Source organism: Arthrobacter sp. B0427-1-12, from assembly GCF_059092905.1.
Map to the genome: position 1 here is coordinate 1 of NZ_JBNHIC010000242.1, position 346 is coordinate 346.

At 64.2% G+C, this 346-nt stretch carries 1 pseudogene; it reads left to right on the top strand.

Annotated elements, in window-relative coordinates:
* A pseudogene (locus tag AC5RWU_RS24735) lies at positions 1-272 on the top strand (transposase); the annotation flags it as partial.
* Between the last annotated feature and the right edge of the window lie 74 nt (positions 273-346).

Consider the following 346-nt stretch of genomic DNA (forward strand, 5'->3'; position numbering starts at 1 on the left):
GTTTGTGCCGTTCCTCGAGTACGACGTGGAGATCCGCTTCGGTGATCTGCACGACGAACGTGATCGAGTCGATCAACGCCCGCTACCGACGGGCGGTCAGGGCGCGCGGGCACTTCCCCAACGAGGCCGCGGCGCTGAAGTGCCTCTACCTGGTCACCCGGTCTCTTGACCCTACCGGCGGCGGCCGGGCACGCTGGGTGATGAGGTGGAAGCCCGCGCTGAACGCGTTCGCGATCACCTTCGCCGGTAGGTTCGAGAGAACCTCCCACTGATGAAAACCGCCGGACCCCACACACCGTCTATCCCAGTGTCACTATTTTGGAGTGCCGGTTGGTTCGCTCCACCG